Below are 14,735 nucleotides of genomic sequence, written 5' to 3' on the forward strand. Positions count from 1 at the left end.
GCACGGCACCAGACGCCGCGAGCTGATCCGGCCTGATCCGAAAGACACGCCCTAGCTCGGCTGCTCGATGAGCGTCGAGAGGTAGAGCGCCTCGCCCAGGGACTCGATCAGTTCGAGCTGGGTGTCCAGGTAGTCGATGTGGTGCTCCTCGTCCGCGAGGATCTCCTCGAAGAGGTTGGCCGAGGTGATGTCACCCTTGGCGCGCATGACCTCGATGCCCCGCTTGAGGCGGTCGATCGCCTCCACCTCGACCTGGCGGTCCGCCTGGAACATCTCGGTGACGGTCTGGCCGACGCGCACGTGGAAGAGCCGCTGGTAGTTGGGCAGGCCGTCGAGCATCAGGATGCGCTCGGTCAGCTTGTCCGCGTGCTTCATCTCGTCGATGGACTCTTCGCGGGTGTACTTCGCGAGCTTCGTCCAGCCCTTGTTGTCCTGGATGCGGTAGTGCAGCCAGTACTGGTTGATGGCCGTGAGCTCGCCGGTGAGCTGCTCGTTCAGAAACTCCAGGACCTCGGGGTCGCCCTGCATCGCTCCAGGTTCCTTCCCTCACGGAATGTGCCCGGCCCCTCACGGGACAGGATGGCCGCATCCTCGCACTCCGAATGGGGGGCGTCCAGTAAGTGGAGGCTTAGTAGGACTTGCCCGAATGGGTGCGTCCGGGTGGGTGGCTGGTCATGACCACCCCTCGCCGTCTGTCACCATGGAGGACATGGTTCAGCCGGAGAGCGGGGTACACCGGGACGCGGGGACGCCGGAGATGTCGCCCGAGCTTCCGCCGGGGCAGCGGCTCCAGCGCGGCTGGCCGGTCACCCACTACGGGCCCGTGCCCAAGTTCAAGCCGGAGCGCTGGGAGTTCCGCGTCTTCGGCGCGACCGCCGACGGCGACAAGCGCTGCTGGAACCACGAGGAGTTCTCGGCCCTGCCGTTCTCCACGGTGGTCGCCGACCTCCACTGCGTCACGAAGTTCAGCATGCTCGGCGCCGAGTGGGGCGGGGTCGCCGCCCGTACGGTCCTGGAGCTGGCGCCGCCCGCGCCGCACGTCACCCATGTGATGGTCTGGGCCGAGTACGGCTACAGCGCCAACATGCGGCTCGCCGACTTCGCCGCCGAGGGCACCATCTTCGCCACCCACAAGGACGGCGAGCTGCTCACCGCCGAACACGGCTTCCCGCTGCGGCTCGTCGTGCCGCACCTGTACGCGTGGAAGGGCCCCAAGTGGGTCCGGGGCGTGGAGTACATGACGGCCGACCGCCGGGGCTTCTGGGAGGAGCGCGGCTACCACAACATCGGCGACCCGTGGACCGAGCAGCGCTACTCCTACCAGGAGGAACCGGGCGACGGCCCGGAGCTGTAGCGGCCCCCGGCCGTCGCGTACGGCGTGGTCAGCGGTGGTACCGGTGGACCACCGCGTGGCCCTTGCCCCGCCCGATCAGCCACTTGTTCACCGGCGTGGTGACCAGGAAGGCGACGAGGAAGGCGAAGGCGAGCGCACCCCAGAAGAGGGCGTCGTCCAGGTGGGCGTCCATGGCGCCGGGGACCAGCAGCAGCACGCCGTTGTCGACGATCTCCATCACGAGGATGGAGAGGGTGTCGGCGGCGAGCGCGACCTTGAAGGCGGACGCGAAGTCCAGGCCGGCGGCGAGGACGCCGCGCAGCGTGAGCGCGTAGCCGAAGAAGAACGCGAGGGCGATCGCGAGGACCATGGTCGGCGCGTTGCCCCAGCCGAGCGCGGTGCCGATGATCATGCCCAGGACCTCGCCGACGGCGCAGCCGGTGAGGCAGTGGAGGGTGGCCTTCGCCGCCGTGCTCCAGGACGCCGCCCCTCCGCCGCCGTGACCGGCGTGGTGGTCGTGCCCGGCGTGAGAGTCGTGGCCGGTGTGGTGGTCGTGGCCGGTGTGGTCGTGCGTCTCGTGCTCCATGAGGGTCCCCCACCTCGGGTAGCGGTTCCTGCTCCTCAAGGAACCGTATACCCCCTTGGGGTACTCCTCAACGGAGCTTCTTCAGCAGCTCGATGTCGGCGACGTGGCCTTCCCTGCCGCCCGGGGTCTCGATGACCAGCGGTACGCCGTCGGTGGCCGGGTGGCGCAGCAGCTGCCGGAACGCCTCCTGCCCGATGTGACCGACGCCGATGTTGGCGTGCCGGTCCTTGTGCGCCCCGGCGACGTCCTTCGAGTCGTTGGCGTGGATCAGCCGGAGCCGGCCCTCGCCGACCGTGGCGACCAGCTCGTCCAGGGTGCGTGCCGCCCCGCCCGGCGCGGTCAGGTCGTGGCCGGCCGCGAAGATGTGGCAGGTGTCGAGACAGACGCCCAGCCGGGGGTGGTGGTCGAGGGCGTCGAAGTACGGGCCGAAGTCCTCCGCCCTGGAGCAGAGCGAGAAGCCCTGGCCGGCCGTGGACTCCAGGAGGAGGTACGGGTCGTCCTCGTGGGTCAGCTCGTCGAGCAGCGGCAGCATCCGCTCCCGTACCTGCGCCAGCGCCTCCTCCCGCGGACGGCCCCCGGTCGCGGAGCCGGTGTGCACGACCACGCCCTTCGCGCCGATCTCCCGGGCGCGCCGCAGCGAGTGCCGCAGCGACTCCACCGACTTCTCGACGGTGGCCTCGGTGTGGGACCCGAAGTTGATCAGATAGGGGGCGTGCACCCAGGCCGAGATCGATCCCTCGGCGCACTCCTCCCGGAACCGCTCGTCCTGGGCGGGGTTGCCGGTGGGGGTGGCCCACCCGCGCGGGTTGGCGACGAAGACCTGGACGGTCTCGGCGCCCAGCTCGCGGGCGTAGCCGAGGCCGGTCGAGGCGAGACCGCCGGCCACGGGGACGTGGCCGCCGACGGGGTTGCGCATGTTCTCTCAGATTCCCTTGACGGTGATGGCGACGGTGGAGCCCTCCGGGGCGGTCAGGCCGCCCTCCACGGACTGGCCCGTGACCTCGTCGCCGAGGAAGGGGAAGCTCTTCTGCACCTTGACCTCGAAGCCCGCCGCCTCCAGCTTCTCGCGGGCCTCGTCGGTCGACAGGCCGACGACGTCCGGCACCTCGACCGGGCGCGGGCCCTTGGAGACGGTCAGGGTGACCGCGTCGCCCTTCGCGGCCCGGCTGCCCTCGGCGAGGGACTGGGCGGCGACCGATCCGGCGTCCTCGGGGGAGTGCACCCGTTCCGGCGCGACGGAGACCTTGAGGCCGGCCTCCTGGAGGGCGGCGGTGGCGTCGGCGACGGTCTCGCCGGTGACGTCCGGGACGTCGACCGGGGCCCCCTTGCTGACCACCAGCGCCACGGCCGAGTCCGGGGCCCGCTCGGTGCCCGGCTCCGGGTCGGAGCCGATCACCGCGCCCTGGGCGACGGTCGTGCTGAAGGCCGAGGTGACCACGCCGGGGGCGAGGCCCTGCTCGGTGAGGATCCGCCTGGCCTCGTCGAGCGGCTTGTTCTTGAGGTTGGGGACCTTCACGATCTCCGGCCCCCGGGAGAGGGTGAGCGTGACGGTGACGTGGCTGCGGACCCGCTCGCCGGGCGCCGGGTCGACGGCCATCACGGTGCCGCGCTCGTACACGTCGCTGAAGGCGCGCTTCGTCGTGCCCGGCTCCAGGCCCGCGTCGGCGAGCCGCTCGCGGGCCGCCTGCTCGGTCTGGCCGAGGACGGCGGGGACGCGGGTGAACTGGCCGGCGTTGATGTACCAGACGCCGCCGCCGAGGCCCAGGACGAGCAGCACGCCGAGGACGATCAGGAGCGGACCGCGCGGTGCCGGGCGGAAGGTGCGGCGGCGGGGCCCGGCCGGCGGGGGCCCGGGCGTGGCGAGGCGGCTGGTGTGCTGGACGGCGTGCGGGTCGGCGGCCTCCGGCGCGGGCACCGGGCGGGCGATCACGCTGGTGCGGTCCTCGCCGGTGTCCCGCTGCTCGGTCCTCGCGCCCGGCGGCAGCGCGTCCAGCTGCTCGTCGGTGAGCGCGGCCCGCGCCTCCCGGAGCAGGGCGAGCAGCGCCACGGCGTCGTGCGGCCGGACCTCGGGGTTGCGGGCGGTCGCGGCGGCGACCAGCTCGTCCAGTTCGAGCGGCAGGCCGGGGACGGCGGCGGACGGGGCCGGCACGTCGGTGTTCAGGTGCCGGTAGAGGACCTGGGCGGGGGTGTCGCCGGAGTGCGGCTTGCCGCCGGTGAGCATCTCGTACAGGACGACGCCGCAGGCGTACACGTCGGCCCGGGTGTCGGCGGTGCCGTGCTCGATCTGCTCGGGGGCGAGGTACGAGACGGTGCCGAGGACCGCGCCGGTGGTGGCGGTCGCCGAGCCGACGGAGCGGACCAGCCCGAAGTCGGCGACCTTGACCCGGCCGTCGTCCCCTATCAGCACGTTCTCCGGCTTCATGTCCCGGTGCACGAACCCGACCCGGTGCGCGGCGCCCAGCGCGGCGAGGACCGGCTCCAGGATGTCCAGGGCGGCGCGGGGCTGGAGCGCGCCGCGCTCGCGGAGGACGTCCCGGAGGGTGCAGCCGGAGACGTACTCCATCGCCAGGTAGACGTACGCGCCCTCGGCGCCCTGGTCGAAGACGGCGACCACGTTCGGGTGCGCGAGGCGGGCGACGGACTTCGCCTCGCGGATGAACCGCTCGACGAAGGCCGCGTCGGCCGCCAGGGCGGGGTGCATCACCTTGAGCGCGAGGACGCGGTCGAGGCGGGTGTCGACGGCCCGGTAGACCGTGGCCATCCCGCCGACGGCGATGCGCGCGTCCACGCGGTAGCGGCCGTCGAGCAGCCGCCCGACGAGGGGGTCCTGAAGGGTCGTGTCCACGGCGTCGAGTCTACGAGCCGGTACGGACCCGTCCCGCCCTCCGGGCCCCGACCGCAGCACGCTTGTGACGTACCCCGCTCGGGGCCCGGCCGGGGCCGGGCTCAGAAGGCGGGGCGCTCCGGGTCCAGCCGGGCCAGGCCCTCCGTCGGCGAGGACGCCTCGGCGAAGCGGCGGCGGGGGATGCGGCCCGCGCGGTGCGCGAGGCGGCCCGCCTCGACCGCGTGGCGCATCGCCGAGGCCATCAGGACCGGCTCCTGGGCCCGGGTCACCGCCGAGGCGAGCATCACCGCCGCGCACCCCAGCTCCATCGCGAGCGCCGCGTCCGAGGCGGTGCCCGCGCCGGCGTCGAGGATCACCGGCACCCCGGCCCGCTCCACGATCAGCTCGAAGTTGTGCGGGTTGCGGATGCCGAGGCCGGAGCCGATGGGGGAGCCCAGCGGCATGATCGCCGCGCAGCCCACGTCCTCCAGCTTCCGGGCCAGGACCGGGTCGTCGTTGGTGTAGGGCAGGACGGTGAAGCCGTCGTCCACCAGGGTCTCGGCGGCGTCGAGGAGCTCCACCCCGTCGGGCAGGAGGGTCCGCTCGTCGGCGACGACCTCCAGCTTGATCCAGTCCGTGCCGAGGGCCTCCCGGGCCAGCCGGGCCGTGAGGACGGCCTCGCCGGCCGTGTAGCAGCCCGCCGTGTTCGGCAGGACGCGGATGCCGAGCCGGTCCAGGACGGAGAGGACCGAGCCCTGCACGGTGGGGTCGAGGCGGCGCATGGCGACCGTGGTGAGCTCGGTGCCGCTCGCCACCAGGGAGCGTTCGAGGACGTCCAGGCTGGGGGCGCCGCCCGTGCCCATGATGAGCCGGGAGGAGAACTCCGTACCGCCGAGGGAGAACACGTCGTCGGACATCGCGCTCAGCCTCCCTGCACCGCGGTGAGGACCTCGACCCGGTCGCCGTCGGCGAGCAGTGTCGCCGCCCACTCGCCGCGCGGCACCACCGTCTCGTTGACGGCGGCGGCGACCCCGGACGGGGCGGTGGTGAGGCCGGTGACCAGGGCCTCCAGGGAGACGGGGGCGGCGAGCACGCGCGGCTCGCCGTTCACGGACACGTTCATGCGGGCTGCTCCTGACGTGCGGAGAGAGCGGTGGGGAAGCGGCGGGGGGAGAAGGGGCGCGCCTCGTCGGGCAGGACGCCGGTGGTGAGCACCTCCGCCATGACGTCGCCGGTGACGGGGGTGAGGAGGATCCCGTTGCGGTAGTGGCCGGTGGCCAGGTCGAGGCCCGGCAGGGCGGTCGGGCCGAGCATCGGGGCGTTGTCGGGGGAGCCGGGGCGCAGCCCGGCGAGGGTCTCGGTGAGCGGCAGCTCGGTGAGGCCCGGGACCAGTTCGTGGGCGTCGCGGAGCAGCTCGTACACCCCGCCCGCGGTCACCGTGGTGTCCCAGCCCAGCTCCTCGCTGGTGGCGCCGACGACCAGCTCGCCGTTCTCCCGCGGCACCAGGTAGACGTGGCTGCCGCGGACCACCGCCCGCACGGTGCGGGAGAGGAAGGGGGCGTACGGGGCGGGGATCCGCAGCCGCAGGACCTGGCCCTTCACCGGGCGGACCGGCGGCAGGACCGCCGGCGGCACGCCCGCGAGCCGACCGCTGAGGCTGCCGGCGGCGAGGACGGTCCGGCCGGCGGACAGCGCCGTGCCGTCGCTCAGGACGACGCCGGTCGCCCGGTCGCCCGCCACCGTGAGCCGCTCGGCGAGCGCCCGGTGGAAGACCACCCCGGCCCGCTCGCAGGCGGTGAGCAGCGCGGCGGCCAGCCTGCGCGGGTCGACCTGGTGGTCGCCGTCCACCCGGAGCCCGCCGCGCACCCCGGGCGCCAGCATGGGTTCGAGGCGGCGGCACTCGCGGCCGCTGAGCCACTCGGAGGCGAGCCCGCAGCGGGTCTGGAGGGCGTGCAGTTCGCGCAGGTGGGCGCGGTCGTCGGCGTCGAGCGCGACGGCGAGGGTGCCGCAGGCGCGGTAGCCGACGTCGAGGCCGGTGGCCTCCTCCAGCTCGGCCGTGAAGGCCGGGTAGCGCGCGGCGGAGGCGAGGTTGAGCCCGAGGAGGGTCTCCTCGCCGTAGTGCAGTTCGGTGACGGCGGCGAGCATGCCGGCCGCGACCCGCGCGGCGCCGCCGCCCGGTTCGGGGTCGACGACCGCGACGGCCAGCCCGCGCAGGGCCGCCCGCCAGGCCGTGACGAGGCCGATGACGCCGCCGCCGATCACGAGGACGTCGGCGATCTGACGGTCTTCTGTTCCTACGGAAGGACGCATGGGCGTTCCCGCCCCTCCCTTCGCCGGCATGACCCGGATCAGGTTCGTACGGTCGGAGGCCGGTCAGCCTCCCTCTCAGCCCGGTGCGTCCGGGCTCCCGCGAGTGGTGTGTGCCCGCCACCCTAGCCCCCGTCGGCGGAGCTCCACAGGGGGCCTCCTGTCTGATGATCCGTCAGATGCGTATGGTGGACGGGTGAGCGAGCAGAAGCAGACCCAGCGGCACGTGGTGATCGTCGGCGCGGGCATGGCGGGCGTGCAGACCGCCGTCGCCCTGCGCGAGCAGGGCTTCCCGGGCCCCGTCACCCTCATCGGCGCCGAACCCCACCAGCCCTACGACCGGCCCCCGCTCTCCAAGGCGGTCCTCCTCGGAAAGGCCGAGCACTCCGCCTTCGACGTCGACTTCGCGTCCCTCGGCGTCGACCTCCGCCTCGGCCTCGACGTCACCGGGCTGCGTCCCGCCGACCGCGAACTCGACACCGAGGCGGGACCCGTCCCGTACGACGCCCTCGTCCTCGCCACCGGCGCCCGCCCGCTCACCCTCCCCGGCGCCGAGGGCGTCCCCGGCGTCCACCTGCTGCGCACCCTCGACGACGCCGTCCGCCTCGGCCCCGTCCTGGCCGGCGGCGGCTCCGTCGTCGTGGTCGGTGCCGGCTGGATCGGCGCCGAGTTCGCCACCGCCGCCCGCGAGGTCGGCTGCACCGTCACCGTGGTCGAGGCCGCCCCCCTCCCGCTCGCCGGCGCCCTGCCCGACGAGGTCACCACCGCCATGGCCGGCTGGTACGCCGAGAGCGGCGCCGAACTCCTCACCCACGCGCGCGTGGCCGCCGTCCGCCCCGGCGCCGTCGTCCTCGCCGACGGCCGCGAACTCCCCGCCGACGCCGTCGTCGTCGGCATCGGCGCCCGCCCCGCCACCGACTGGCTCGCGGGCTCCGGCATCGCCCTCGACCCCAGCGGCGCCGTCACCGCCGACGAGCGGCTGCGCACCTCCCTGCCCGACGTGTACGCGGTCGGCGACTGCGCCTCCTTCCCCTCCGCCCGCTACGGGGAGCGGCTCCTCGTCCACCACTGGGACAACGCCCTCCAGGGCCCCCGCACGGTCGCCGCCGACCTCACCGGAGCCGACGGCGCCGCCCCGGAGCCGTACGATCCCGTGCCGTACTTCTGGTCCGAGCAGTTCGGCCGCTTCGTCCAGTACGCCGGCCACCACGCCGGCGCCGACGCCCTCGTCCGGCGCGGGGACGCGTCCGGCGCCTCCTGGGCGGTGCTCTGGCTGCGCGACGGGGTGCCGGTCGCCCTCCTCGCCGTCGGCCGTCCCCGCGACCTCGCCCAGGGCCGCAAGCTCATCGAGGCCGGCACCCCGGTCGACCCCGAGCGGGCCGCCGATCCGGCCGTCCCGCTGAAGTCCGCCGTCCGGTGACAACCCGGACGGAGGCGGCCGGGGCGGGCCCGACTACCGACTGTCGGTCCCGGATGGCAGGCTTGTCCCGTGACCGAGATTGACGCAAACATCGATGCTCTCGTCCCCGCCTGGCTCTACCTCCCCGACATCGCGGAGATGCTCGACGTCGAAGTGACGCGGGTGAGGCAGCTGGTGAAGGAGGGCCAGCTGATCGCCGTGCGCCGAGGAGAGAACAACGCTCTCCAGGTGCCCGCCGCCTTCATCCAGGGCGACAAGGTCGTCAAGGGCCTCGCCGGCACCCTGACGCTCCTGCGGGACGACGGCTTCTCCGACGAGGAGATGCTGGAGTGGCTCTTCACCGAGGACCCGAGCCTGCCCGGCACCCCCGCGCAGGCCCTCGGCGAGAATCGCGGTACGGAGGTGAAGCGCCGCGCCCAGGCGCTCGCCGTCTGACCCGCCGAAGTCCAAGGCGCCGGAGTCCAAGGCGCCCGGGTCCGTGGCTCCGGGGGCCGAGACGCCCCGGAGCCCGGGACCCGGCGTCGGGAACACTCGGACCCGAGACACCCCGGAGCCCGGGACACCGGCCTCCGGACACCGAACCACCACCGCCGGTGCCGCGGCCCCCGCGCCGCGGCACCGGCACCACCCGACGGGGGGAACCACCATGCCCACGCCTCGTGAGCGGCTCGCCGACGCCCGGCTCTACCTGTGCACCGACGCCCGGAAGCGCCAGGGCGACCTGCCCGCCTTCCTCGACGCCGTGCTCTCCTCCGGCGTCGACGTCGTGCAGCTCCGCGACAAGGGCATGGAGGCCGGCGAGGAGCTGGAGCACCTCGCCGTCCTCGCCGAGGCCTGCCGCCGCCACGGCACGCTCCTCGCCGTGAACGACCGGGCCGACGTCGCCCACGCCATCGGCTCCGACGTCCTCCACCTCGGCCAGGGCGACCTGCCCGTCCCCGCCGCCCGCGCCATCCTCGGCGACGAGGTGCTGATCGGCCGCTCCTGCCACGCGGAGTCCGAGGTCGCCGCGGCCGCCGCCGAGCCCGGCGTCGACTACTTCTGCACCGGCCCCTGCTGGCCCACCCCCACCAAGCCCGGGCGGTACGCCCCCGGCCTGGACCTGGTGCGGTACGCCGCGGGACTCGCCCAGGACCGCCCCTGGTTCGCCATCGGCGGCATCGACGAGACCAACCTCGACCAGGTCCTCGACGCCGGCGCCCGCCGCATCGTCGTGGTCCGCGCGCTCACCGAGGCCGACGACCCGGCCGCGGCCGCCGCCTCCCTCGCCAAGCGCGTCCGGGAGCGGGCCGACGCCTGACGCCGACGGCCCGACGCGGAAGGACCCGCCCCGACGGCCCGCCCCGCACGGGTCCGCCCCGACGGACCGCCGCGGAAGGCCCGTACCGCTGTCCGAAAAGGTGTCCATTCCTCGGACGCGGTTTCCGCGCCTCCCTGGACCCCGTCTAACCTGCCCGTATGGCCCTTGGAACCGCTTCCGTCCGTACGGACCGCGCCCGCACGGTCCGCGAGATCCTCGCCGCCGGGACGTCGTACTCCTTCGAGTTCTACGCGCCCCGGACGGCCAAGGGCGAGCAGGTCCTGTGGAACGCCATGCGCCGCGTCGAGGCCGTCGGCCCCAGCTTCGTCTCCGTGACCTACGGCGCCGGCGGCTCCACCCGCGGCGGCACCGTCAAGGCCACCCAGAAGATCGCCTCGGACACCACCCTCACCCCGGTCGCGCACCTCACCGCCGTCGACCACTCCGTCGCCGAGCTGCGCAACGTCCTCGGGCAGTACGCCGACGCCGGCATCCGCAACATGCTGGCGCTCCGCGGCGACCCGCCGGGCGACCCGCTGGGCGACTGGGTCGAGCACCCCGAGGGCGTCCGGTACGCCGCCGACCTGGTCCGGCTCATCAAGGAGTCCGGCGACTTCTGCGTCGGCGTCGCCGCCTTCCCCGAGATGCACCCCCGGTCCACGGACTGGGACACCGACATCCGCCACTTCGTCGACAAGTGCCGGGCCGGCGCCGACTACGCGGTCACCCAGATGTTCTTCGACCCCGAGAACTACCTGCGGCTGCGCGACAGCGTCGAGAAGGCCGGCTGCGAGACCCCGATCATCCCCGAGGTCATGCCCGTCGTGAACGTGAAGACGCTCGACCGGCTGCCCCAGCTCAGCAACGCCGCCTTCCCCGCGGATGTGAAAGAACGCATCCTCGCGGTCAAGGACGACCCCGCCGCTGTACGCTCCATCGGTATCGAGTTCGCGACGGAGTTCTGCGCGCGCCTGCTGGCCGAGGGTGTCCCCGGACTGCACTTCATCACGCTCAACAGCTCCACCGCGACGCTCGAGATCTACGAGAATCTCGGACTGCACCAGCAGTCCTGACCGGTCGTACCCGCCCCGACCCGCGGCGGAGGCCGTAGAGAGGGGCGGCGGGGCATGGGGTGGACGGTCCTCTACATCGCGTTCGGCCTGGTGGCGCTCTGGCTGCTCGGCGAGGTGCTCCTCCAGTACAAGGCGCGGCTGCGCTGGCGACTCCTCGCCTTCTGCGGCTTCCTCGGCGTGGTCGCCGGCGTGCTGCTGCCCTCCGTGGCGGTCATCATCGCGGGCGCGGTCGCCTTCGCCGTCGGCCAGACCTTCGTGACCCTCTCCTTCCGCCGCGGCTTCTCCACCGGCTGGGCGATCGGCGGCACCCCCGGCGCCAGCCGCCGCCGCAAGGCGGGCCCGGCCCCCGAGGCCGGCCCCACCCTGGAGGTCTCCGGCCTCTCCTACGACGACCCCGACAGCGCCCCCGGCTCCGACGCCGAGGCGCCGCTCGGGGCGGACGCCCCCGCCCACGTCCACGCACCGCAGCCCCTGCCCGAGGACACCGGCCAGTACGGCGTCTACGACCCGCAGCAGCCGGGCTACGCGCCGCAGCCCGGGTACGACACCACCGGCTACGCGTACGACGCCCACGCCACCGGCTACGAGCAGCAGCCCGCCTACGACTACGGCACCGCGGGCGCCCCGCAGCAGTACGCCGCCTACTCCGACCCGTACATCGGCCCCGGCACCGACGGCCAGCAGTACACCCAGTACTACGGCGACCCCTACGCCCCCTCGTACGCCTACGACACCCCGCCCGGCGGCGTCTGGGTCCCGCAGCAGCGCGACACGGACGAGCAGCAGCCCCAGGCCCACGCGCCGGGCCAGTACGGCTACGAGCCGCAGCCGCAGCAGGACGAGCAGTCCCCGTACCGCTACTGAGCCGACGGGGAGGGGCCGCGGCCGCTCACTGCGAGCCGCGGAACTCCGCGCCCTCCACGATCAGCCCGGCCACCAGCGCGCCCGACATGCCCGCGTGGGCGAGCCCGCCACCCGGATGCGACCAGCCGCCGGCGAAGTACAGGCCGGGGACGGGCGAGAGGTTGGCGGCCGGCAGCCATTCCCCGCCGGCGTCCGCCAGCGCCGGGCCCGGGACCTCGGGCGTCCCCGTCGCCTCCCGCACGTCCTCCGGGGTGCGGACCTCCTGCCAGAGCAGCCGCCCCGCCAGGCCGGGGACGGCCCGGGCGGCGGCCCCCACCAGTCGCCCGGCGAGCTCCGCCCAGTCCTGTCCCGGCACCGGGTCCACGCGCGCCGAGACCGTCACCGACTCGTGGTCCGCGTCGGGCCGCAGCGCCGGGTCGTCCGGGCGCAGCACCGTCGCCGTGGGCCGGCTCCCGTCCCCGTGCACGACGGTCCGGTGCACGGCGTCCTCCTCACGGGCGCCGCGCAGCGCCAGCAGGACCGTCAGCCGGCCCGTGCCGTGCCCCTGGAAGGCGGGCCGCTCGTCGGCGCGCTCCCACGGCACCACCCGCTCGCGGTAGAGCGCCGGCACCGGAGCGCCCGCGACCACGTGGTCCGCCGCCACCGTCTCGCCCGACTCCAGCCGGACCCCGGTCGCCCGGCCGCCCTCGGTCACCACCTCGTCCACGCGCGCGTCGAAGACGAACTCCACCCGCCGCTCCCGGCAGCGCTCGTACACCGCGTCGGCGAGCGACCGGATCCCGCCCGCCACGTACCAGCTGCCGAAGGTCTGCTCCATGTACGGCAGGACGGCGGCCGACGCCGGGGCGGTCGCCGCCGGGAAGCCGTACGCCTCCGCGTACGCGTCCAGGAGCGCGACCAGCCGGGGGTCGCGCAGCTCCCGCTCGCCGACCTGGGCGAGCGTCCGCGTCGGGCGGCGCAGCAGCCCCGCCCTGAGCGCCGGGTACGGCTCCCGGGCGAGCGCCTTCGGGTCGACGGGCTGCGGCTCCTCCAGGAGCGGGCGGCGGGTCCGGTCCCACGCCTCGCGGGCCCGCACCAGGAAGTCCCCCCAGCGCTCGCCCGCGCCCGCGCCGAGCGCCGCGTCCAGGGCGGCGACCGTGCCGGCCCGGGAGGCGTTCGGCAGGTCCACGCGCGTGCCGTCGGCGAAGACGTGCCGGGCGGCCGGATCGACCTGGCTCAGCCCGACGCACTCCTCCAGCGGCTTCTTCCCCGTCTTCACGAAGAGATCGCGGTAGACCGCCGGCAGGTGCAGCAGCCCGGGCCCGGTGTCGAAGGCGAAGCCGTCGCGCTCGAAACGGCCCACCGCCCCGCCGTACGTCGACGTCCGCTCGTACACCGTCACCGCGTGTCCGGCGACCGCGAGCCGGGCCGCCGCCGCCATGGCGCCGAGACCCGCGCCGATCACCACAATCCGTCCCATGCCAGGGACTTTATCGGCCTCCGCCGACAGACCGGTCCGCAGGTGGGCCGCCCTCCGCCGCCAGCCTCCGCTCCTCGCGGCGCTGCGCCCGGCGGCGCAGGAACCGCCGGATCCGCGAGGCCAGGAAGACCAGCAGCCAGATGCCGAGCGCCAGCAGCACGGCGGCGATCACCGCCGCCGCCACCGGATGGAACATCGCGAAGGTGATGACGCCGGCGACCGCGAGGTCCTCGCCCGTACTGACCGCGATGTTGGAGAACGGCTCCGGCGAGGTGTTCACCGCCATCCGCGTCCCCGCCTTGACCAGATGGCTCATCAGCGCCGTCGACCCGCCGATCGCCCCCGCCGCCAGCTCCGGCAGCGAACCGCTCTCGCCGGCCAGCAGGGCGGCCACCACGGCACCGGCGACCGGCCGGATCACCGTGTGGACCGAGTCCCACACGTTGTCCACGTACGGCACCTTGTCCGCGACCGCCTCGACGAGGAACAGCACGCCGGCCGCGATCAGGACGTCCGTGCGCTGGAGCGCCTCGGGCACCTCGTCGCTGAGTCCGGTCGCGCCGAAGACGCCGAGGAGCAGGACCACCGCGTAGGCGTTGATCCCGCTCGCCCAGCCGCTCGTGAAGACCAGGGGGAGTACGGACACGCTCGTGATCGTAACGAGGCCGTGCCCGTCCGTCACGGGCGTCGGCTGAGTATCCGTACCTAGGCGCCGAGATGAGTACCCGCGCGGATGGGGCGGGAGCCGTCCGGAGGAGAGAGTGGTGCCCACGGAAGGGGCGCGGCTCCCGAACCGCCGACACGGGGCGGCGGAGCGGGGCCGCGCGCCTGCCGGCACGGGGGACGTGCACGGGGGTGTACGAAAGGAAGCGCCGGTCCGGCGTGGCTCGGGGGGATCGAGCCTCGCGCGGACCGGCGCTTTTCGTTCGCGTGGATCCGGCCTCCGGGATCCGGTTCAGCGGCCTCCGCCGACGCGCCCGTGCAGCAGCAGGGACAGGGCCGCGTGGACGTCGTCCAGGGAGCGTTCGCTCTGGAAGGCCTTCCAGTCCAGGGCGGCGACCAGGACCATGCCGACCAGGGCCGCCGCCGTGAGCTGGACGTCGATCTCGTCGCTGAGTTCGCCCGCCTCGACGCCCTCGCGCAGGACGCCCTCGACGACGGCGACGGCCTCCTGGCGGACCACCAGGAGCGTGGAGTTCCAGGCGCGGTTGGTGCGCCAGAGCTCGGCCACGTACAGCTGGGTGAAGGCGGGGTAGCGGTCGATGAAGACGAGGCCGGCGCGGATCATCGCGTCCAGCGCCGCGACCCGGCTGCCGCCGCTCGCCGCCGTCTCCTCGGCCGCCGTCCGCAGGGAGGCGGTGAGGAGGGAGACGCCGTGGCGCAGCAGCTCCTCGAAGAGCTCGGTCTTGCTCTTGAAGTTGTAGTAGACCGTGCCCTTGGCCACCCCGGCCCGCTCGGCGATCTCGTCGACCGTCGTGGCCGAGAAGCCCTGCTCGGCGATGAGGGTGACGGCCGCCTCGTAGAGCTTGGCGCGGGTGGCCTGGCGGCGGGTGCTGCTGCTGTCCATGG

At 74.2% G+C, this 14,735-nt stretch carries 16 protein-coding genes and 1 riboswitch; of the genes, 6 read left to right on the top strand and 10 right to left on the bottom strand.

What is annotated here, in order from left to right; all coding sequences use genetic code 11:
- Positions 1-51: 51 nt before the first annotated feature.
- Positions 52-528 carry a bacterioferritin gene (gene bfr, locus IE245_RS03155; RefSeq protein WP_030493020.1) on the bottom strand — a complete coding sequence of 159 codons (477 nt, stop codon included), beginning with the start codon at positions 526-528 and terminating at the stop codon, positions 52-54.
- Between the two features lie 181 nt (positions 529-709).
- On the opposite strand from bfr, the gene IE245_RS03160 reads away from it, so the two are divergent.
- Positions 710-1,354 (top strand): sulfite oxidase-like oxidoreductase, encoded by a 645-nt coding sequence (locus IE245_RS03160; RefSeq protein WP_189945133.1) that lies wholly within the window; start codon positions 710-712, stop codon positions 1,352-1,354.
- A gap of 28 nt (positions 1,355-1,382) precedes the next feature.
- Here IE245_RS03160 and IE245_RS03165 read toward each other — a convergent pair whose 3' ends face one another.
- From IE245_RS03165 to thiO, 6 genes are all read right to left on the bottom strand, one after another.
- Positions 1,383-1,919: a DUF4396 domain-containing protein gene (locus IE245_RS03165; protein ID WP_189945134.1), complete on the bottom strand. Its 537-nt coding sequence runs from the start codon at positions 1,917-1,919 to the stop codon at positions 1,383-1,385.
- Positions 1,920-1,986: 67 nt separating this feature from the next.
- Positions 1,987-2,835, bottom strand: a complete 849-nt coding sequence (locus IE245_RS03170; protein ID WP_189945135.1) for a deoxyribonuclease IV — start codon at positions 2,833-2,835, stop codon at positions 1,987-1,989.
- A 6-nt stretch (positions 2,836-2,841) separates the two neighbouring features.
- Positions 2,842-4,764, bottom strand: coding sequence for a Stk1 family PASTA domain-containing Ser/Thr kinase (gene pknB / locus IE245_RS03175; protein ID WP_189945136.1), 1,923 nt, complete (start codon positions 4,762-4,764; stop codon positions 2,842-2,844).
- Positions 4,765-4,865: 101 nt separating this feature from the next.
- On the bottom strand, positions 4,866-5,660 hold the full coding sequence (locus IE245_RS03180) for a thiazole synthase (RefSeq protein WP_189945137.1): 795 nt from the start codon (positions 5,658-5,660) through the stop codon (positions 4,866-4,868).
- A gap of 5 nt (positions 5,661-5,665) precedes the next feature.
- The gene (gene thiS, locus IE245_RS03185) at positions 5,666-5,866 is read right to left on the bottom strand and encodes a sulfur carrier protein ThiS (RefSeq protein WP_169085659.1); all 201 of its coding nucleotides are present in this window, start codon (positions 5,864-5,866) and stop codon (positions 5,666-5,668) included.
- Entirely contained in the window at positions 5,863-7,053 is a 1,191-nt protein-coding gene (gene thiO, locus IE245_RS03190) for a glycine oxidase ThiO (protein ID WP_189945138.1), read from the bottom strand. Before thiO ends, thiS begins: the two co-directional genes overlap by 4 nt.
- Positions 7,051-7,164, bottom strand: a riboswitch (TPP riboswitch). Its footprint overlaps the gene before it by 3 nt.
- 82 nt (positions 7,165-7,246) lie before the next feature.
- Here thiO and IE245_RS03195 point away from each other — a divergent pair.
- The 5 genes from IE245_RS03195 to IE245_RS03215 all read left to right on the top strand — a co-directional run bounded on the left by IE245_RS03195 (position 7,247) and on the right by IE245_RS03215 (position 11,707).
- Positions 7,247-8,470: an NAD(P)/FAD-dependent oxidoreductase gene (locus IE245_RS03195; protein ID WP_189945139.1), complete on the top strand. Its 1,224-nt coding sequence runs from the start codon at positions 7,247-7,249 to the stop codon at positions 8,468-8,470.
- Between the two features lie 69 nt (positions 8,471-8,539).
- Positions 8,540-8,905, top strand: coding sequence for an Rv2175c family DNA-binding protein (locus tag IE245_RS03200; protein WP_189945140.1), 366 nt, complete (start codon positions 8,540-8,542; stop codon positions 8,903-8,905).
- Between the two features lie 211 nt (positions 8,906-9,116).
- Positions 9,117-9,770, top strand: a complete 654-nt coding sequence (gene thiE, locus IE245_RS03205) for a thiamine phosphate synthase (RefSeq protein ID WP_189945141.1) — start codon at positions 9,117-9,119, stop codon at positions 9,768-9,770.
- Positions 9,771-9,928: 158 nt separating this feature from the next.
- Positions 9,929-10,843, top strand: coding sequence for a methylenetetrahydrofolate reductase [NAD(P)H] (gene metF, locus IE245_RS03210; protein WP_189945142.1), 915 nt, complete (start codon positions 9,929-9,931; stop codon positions 10,841-10,843).
- Between the two features lie 54 nt (positions 10,844-10,897).
- On the top strand, positions 10,898-11,707 hold the full coding sequence (locus tag IE245_RS03215; protein WP_189945143.1) for a hypothetical protein: 810 nt from the start codon (positions 10,898-10,900) through the stop codon (positions 11,705-11,707).
- 25 nt (positions 11,708-11,732) lie between these two features.
- Here IE245_RS03215 and IE245_RS03220 read toward each other — a convergent pair whose 3' ends face one another.
- The 3 genes from IE245_RS03220 to IE245_RS03230 form a co-directional block, all read right to left on the bottom strand.
- Positions 11,733-13,166: a phytoene desaturase family protein gene (locus tag IE245_RS03220; protein ID WP_189945144.1), complete on the bottom strand. Its 1,434-nt coding sequence runs from the start codon at positions 13,164-13,166 to the stop codon at positions 11,733-11,735.
- A 10-nt stretch (positions 13,167-13,176) separates the two neighbouring features.
- The gene (locus tag IE245_RS03225; RefSeq protein WP_189945145.1) at positions 13,177-13,812 is read right to left on the bottom strand and encodes a DUF4126 domain-containing protein; all 636 of its coding nucleotides are present in this window, start codon (positions 13,810-13,812) and stop codon (positions 13,177-13,179) included.
- Positions 13,813-14,121: 309 nt separating this feature from the next.
- Positions 14,122-14,733 carry a TetR/AcrR family transcriptional regulator gene (locus IE245_RS03230; protein WP_189945146.1) on the bottom strand — a complete coding sequence of 204 codons (612 nt, stop codon included), beginning with the start codon at positions 14,731-14,733 and terminating at the stop codon, positions 14,122-14,124.
- Positions 14,734-14,735: the final 2 nt, after the last annotated feature.

Source organism: Streptomyces roseolus (assembly GCF_014649855.1).
GTDB classification, from domain to species: domain Bacteria; phylum Actinomycetota; class Actinomycetes; order Streptomycetales; family Streptomycetaceae; genus Streptomyces; species Streptomyces roseolus.